The following is a 4,052-nucleotide window of genomic DNA, read 5'->3' as shown; positions in this document are numbered from 1 at the left end:
AAAAAAAAAAATAATTCAATAATTGTGCTTATTTTTGATTAAAATAAGTAAGAATTTAGTTTTACTTGCAATTATTACGTTTGCAATAAAGATATGTTAAACTGAGGGTTATAATTTAATCTAGGTTAGAGGGGATTATTTTGAAGGAAGATTGGACAGACTTCTTATTACCTTATAAGCAGACTACATCTGAGTTAAAGGCAAAATTTACATCGTTACGCGACCAGTTTAGACTATCGCAGCAACATGTCCCAATCGAATTTGTAACGGCTCGGGTAAAACCCATAGATAGCATAATTGAAAAAATGCAGCGTCGCAATATTATTGAAAAGAATTTAGAAACTGAAATGGAAGATATTGCTGGTATTAGGATAATGTGCCAGTTTGTTGATGATATTTATCAATTAGTAAAGTTAATTAGGAAACGAAACGATTTAAGTGTCATTGAAGAAAGAGATTATATTGCTAATGAAAAAGAAAGTGGATATCGTTCATATCATCTAATTATAAAGTATCCGGTTCAGTTACTGGAAGGGCAAAAAGATGTGCTGGCCGAAATTCAAATTAGAACACTAGCAATGAATTTTTGGGCCACAATTGAGCATTCTTTAAACTACAAGTATAATGGCCAAATTCCGGTCGAACTAGAGGTTAGGTTAAAGAGGGCTGCCGAAGCGGCTTTTCAGTTAGACCAGGAAATGTCAGCAATTCGGGAAGAAATAAAGGATGCACAACGAGAATTTTCATATCGAAGAGGTAATGATAAAAGATAATGGTTTCATTTGTAAAATATTTTCTTTTATACTACACTCGTGCGATAATATGAAATGGTGGTTAAATTAAGAACGAATTTAGAAGAGGTTGGCTATGAAAATCGCGATTTTTACAAATGATGGGCGTCAATCAGTAGAAGTAACCAAAAAACTCCGAAAAAAGTTTGAGGATACGCATTTTGTCATGGACGAAGAGAATCCTGACATCGTTGTAACCATTGGTGGTGATGGGACTTTATTGGCGGCCTTTCATAAATATGAAAATATCTTGGATACAGTTCGTTTTGTTGCAGTGCATACTGGTCATTTGGGATTCTACACAGATTGGCGTGATGATGAGATTGATGATTTGGTTATCAGCCTGCAATCAGACAATGGTCAGTCGGTAAGCTATCCTTTGCTGGATATAAGGGTTAAATACGAAGATGATCAAAGACCGGTCAATCTTTTAGCATTGAACGAAGCGACTTTAAAGCGAAATAGTGCAACCATGGTAACTGATGTTTTCGTAGGTGGCGACCTATTCGAGAAGTTCAGGGGTGATGGCCTTTGTATCTCTACCCCGACTGGCTCAACTGCTTATAATAAGTCGCTGGGCGGTGCTGTGATTCATCCTAATTTAAAGGTCTTACAGATGACCGAGATAAGTTCCATAAACAATAGAGTTTTTCGAACTTTAAGTTCACCAATGATAATTGCACCGAATGATTGGGTAACCTTGGTTCCGGCAAGTGAATGCGATTATATTCTCACAGTTGATCAGGATAGTTTTCATGGTAGGAGAATTGAACAGATTAGATTTAAAATCTCAAATAGAAGCATACAATTCGCCAAATATCGGCATATGCAATTTTGGCAAAGGGTCCAAGATGCGTTTATTGGGGCAGAGTATGCAAATTAGTTGGTTTTATAATGGAAATCAGCCAATAAGGGTAAAAACATTCTTGAAGCAAAAGAAAGTCTCGCGCCGATTATTGGCTACAGTTCGTTCTGATGGTGGCAAATTACTCATAAATGGTAATGAAGGCAGAAAAATTGATAAGATGATAAGTGGTGATTCGCTAGTAATCAGCTTACCATCTGAAAAGATCAGTCCCTTTCTTGTGCCTTCATTTGTACCGCTTAATATTTTGTACGAGGATCGTGACTACTTGGTTGTTGATAAACCAGCAGGTGTTGCGTCTATCCCTTCGGCGTTGCATAAGGAAGATTCACTTGTTGCGCGAGTATTGGGATACTACCGGATCAGGGGCTATAAAGGAATTGGGCCCCACATAGCAACGCGACTTGATCGTGACACTTCGGGAATCGTATTGTTTGCAAAACATCGGTATGCCCATGCAATGATCGATGAACAGTTAAAGGCACATGAAATTAAGAAATTTTACTATGCAATATTGCAAGGAAGTATGGCAACAAACCACTTACTAATAAATTTACCGCTTGCTCGGATGCAAGGCTCTCTTGTAAGAAGAATGGTTGCAAAAAATGGAAAATATGCGAGCACCGAGTATTGGAAAGAATCCGAATGTCAGGACTATGTTCTTTGCAGGGTACAGTTGCATACGGGCAGAACTCACCAAATTAGAGTTCATAGTGCATTCTTGGGGATGCCACTTGTAGGAGATACATTGTATGGTGGAGTTAGTAGGCTTCCGCTGCAAAGACAGGCACTTCATTGTCAGCAGGTGACTTTTTTTCATCCATTTCTAAATAAAGAATTAACAATTACGAGTAAAATTGCAAATGACATGCAAATGTTTATTAATAACGAGTTCAACGTTAAGGGGTGATAATTCATGGGAGATAGAGAGAAGAGAGATGCAGATATAAGAGATAAAATCGTTAATTTGCTTGATCAACAACAGGCAACAAAATTTCACAAACAATTTTTAATGCTTCATGTGTATGAACAGGCATTAATTTTTGTTAATTTAGATGAAAAACAACGAGCAAGGGTGTATCGCTATCTCACTCCTGCTGAATTGGCCGATACCTTTAATGCGATCGAGGAAGAACCTGAAGATGTAGCAAAATATTTTCAAGAGATGTCAACTAAGTATGCTGCAGGGGTAATATCTGAGATGTATACTGATAATGCTGTTGATATTTTGGCATATGTGGATAATGTAAGTTTAAATAAGTACTTAAGGCTGTTGCCACGGGAAAATGCTGCAGAAATCAAAGAAATGCTGCACTATGAAGATAAAACGGCCGGAGCTATCATGGCAACCGAGTTCGTCAAGATTGTCGTCAATCAAACTGCTAGATCTGCGCTGCATGTTTTGAAAAAAGCTGCAGTTGATGCGGAAACAATTTATTATTCATACGTGGTCGATGCTGATGACAAACTTATTGGTGTAGTCACCTTAAGGGACTTGTTGATTAGCGATGACGATTTGTTGATTGAAGAAATCATGAATAACCAAGTAATGTCAGTAAAAGTCGATGAAGACCAAGAAGATGTTGCTAAGACGATTCGTGACTATAACTTTTTGGCAATTCCAGTGACAGATTATGATGAAAAGATGATTGGGATTATCACAGTTGATGATATTATCGATGTTATTGATGAAGAATCTGCTGAAGATTATTCCGGACTGGCTGGTGTTGATACTGAGGAAAGCACAACTAATCCCTTTAAATCTGCTTCGAAGAGATTACCATGGCTTGTAACACTGCTTTTTTTGGGGATGTCAACAGCAACATTAATTTCGCATTATGAACAGCTAGTAAGTGAGGCAAGTATCTTGGCAGTTTTTATCTCGTCTATTACGGGTACTGCGGGGAATGCTGGGACGCAAAGCTTGGCTGTTGCAGTCAGGAAACTTGCTTCTAAAGATGATGATGATGGTCTTTTCAAGACGATTATTACCGAATTATTGACTGGTCTCATAATAGGGGTAATTACAGGATTAACAATTTTTATAATCGTTGGAATTTGGAAGAGTAATTTTGTTTTAGGTTTTGTAATTGGCTTGGCTATGATGTGTGCAATTATTGTGGCCAATTTGGCTGGTAGTATTATTCCTATGGCCATGGACAAGATGGGTTTTGATCCAGCTGTTGCTTCAGGTCCTTTCATTTCAACTCTTAGTGATTTAACTTCTGTCTTAATTTATTTCAATATTGCGAGTCTATTTTTATCATTTATTGTAAAGAAATGACTCATTTAAAATAGTTCATGAATTTGCTGTAAATGTTACAGAGAATATTAAATAGGAGGCTGTGACATAACTAGCCTCTGTATAAGCAAATAGGACGAGAAACCGAATTTTG

Annotated in this window: 4 protein-coding genes; all 4 read left to right on the top strand. The window is 37.3% G+C overall.

Annotated features, from left to right (window positions below):
- The first annotated feature begins 140 nt into the window (after positions 1–140).
- Entirely contained in the window at positions 141–773 is a 633-nt protein-coding gene (yjbM, locus tag IV36_RS03450) for a GTP diphosphokinase (protein WP_056990804.1), read from the top strand.
- A gap of 94 nt (positions 774–867) precedes the next feature.
- Positions 868–1,674 carry an NAD kinase gene (locus tag IV36_RS03445; protein WP_056990803.1) on the top strand — a complete coding sequence of 269 codons (807 nt, stop codon included), beginning with the start codon at positions 868–870 and terminating at the stop codon, positions 1,672–1,674.
- Positions 1,664–2,566 (top strand): RluA family pseudouridine synthase, encoded by a 903-nt coding sequence (locus tag IV36_RS03440; protein ID WP_056990802.1) that lies wholly within the window; start codon positions 1,664–1,666, stop codon positions 2,564–2,566. The genes IV36_RS03445 and IV36_RS03440 overlap by 11 nt, the downstream gene beginning before the upstream one ends.
- A gap of 6 nt (positions 2,567–2,572) precedes the next feature.
- Positions 2,573–3,940, top strand: coding sequence for a magnesium transporter (mgtE, locus tag IV36_RS03435; protein ID WP_056990801.1), 1,368 nt, complete (start codon positions 2,573–2,575; stop codon positions 3,938–3,940).
- Positions 3,941–4,052: the final 112 nt, after the last annotated feature.

Origin of the sequence: Liquorilactobacillus mali, from assembly GCF_001437155.1 — a bacterium.
GTDB classification, from domain to species: Bacteria; Bacillota; Bacilli; order Lactobacillales; family Lactobacillaceae; genus Liquorilactobacillus; species Liquorilactobacillus mali_A.
The sequence above is the reverse complement of the archived record's forward strand: the minus strand, read 5'-3'. Positions and strand labels throughout refer to the sequence as shown.

Excerpts from the sequence above, each read along its gene's own strand:
- IV36_RS03445 (WP_056990803.1), top strand. The coding sequence starts at position 868 with ATGAAAATCGCGATTTTTACAAATGATGGGCGTCAATCAGTAGAAGTA.
- IV36_RS03440 (WP_056990802.1), top strand. The coding sequence starts at position 1,664 with ATGCAAATTAGTTGGTTTTATAATGGAAATCAGCCAATAAGGGTAAAA.
- mgtE (WP_056990801.1), top strand. The coding sequence starts at position 2,573 with ATGGGAGATAGAGAGAAGAGAGATGCAGATATAAGAGATAAAATCGTT.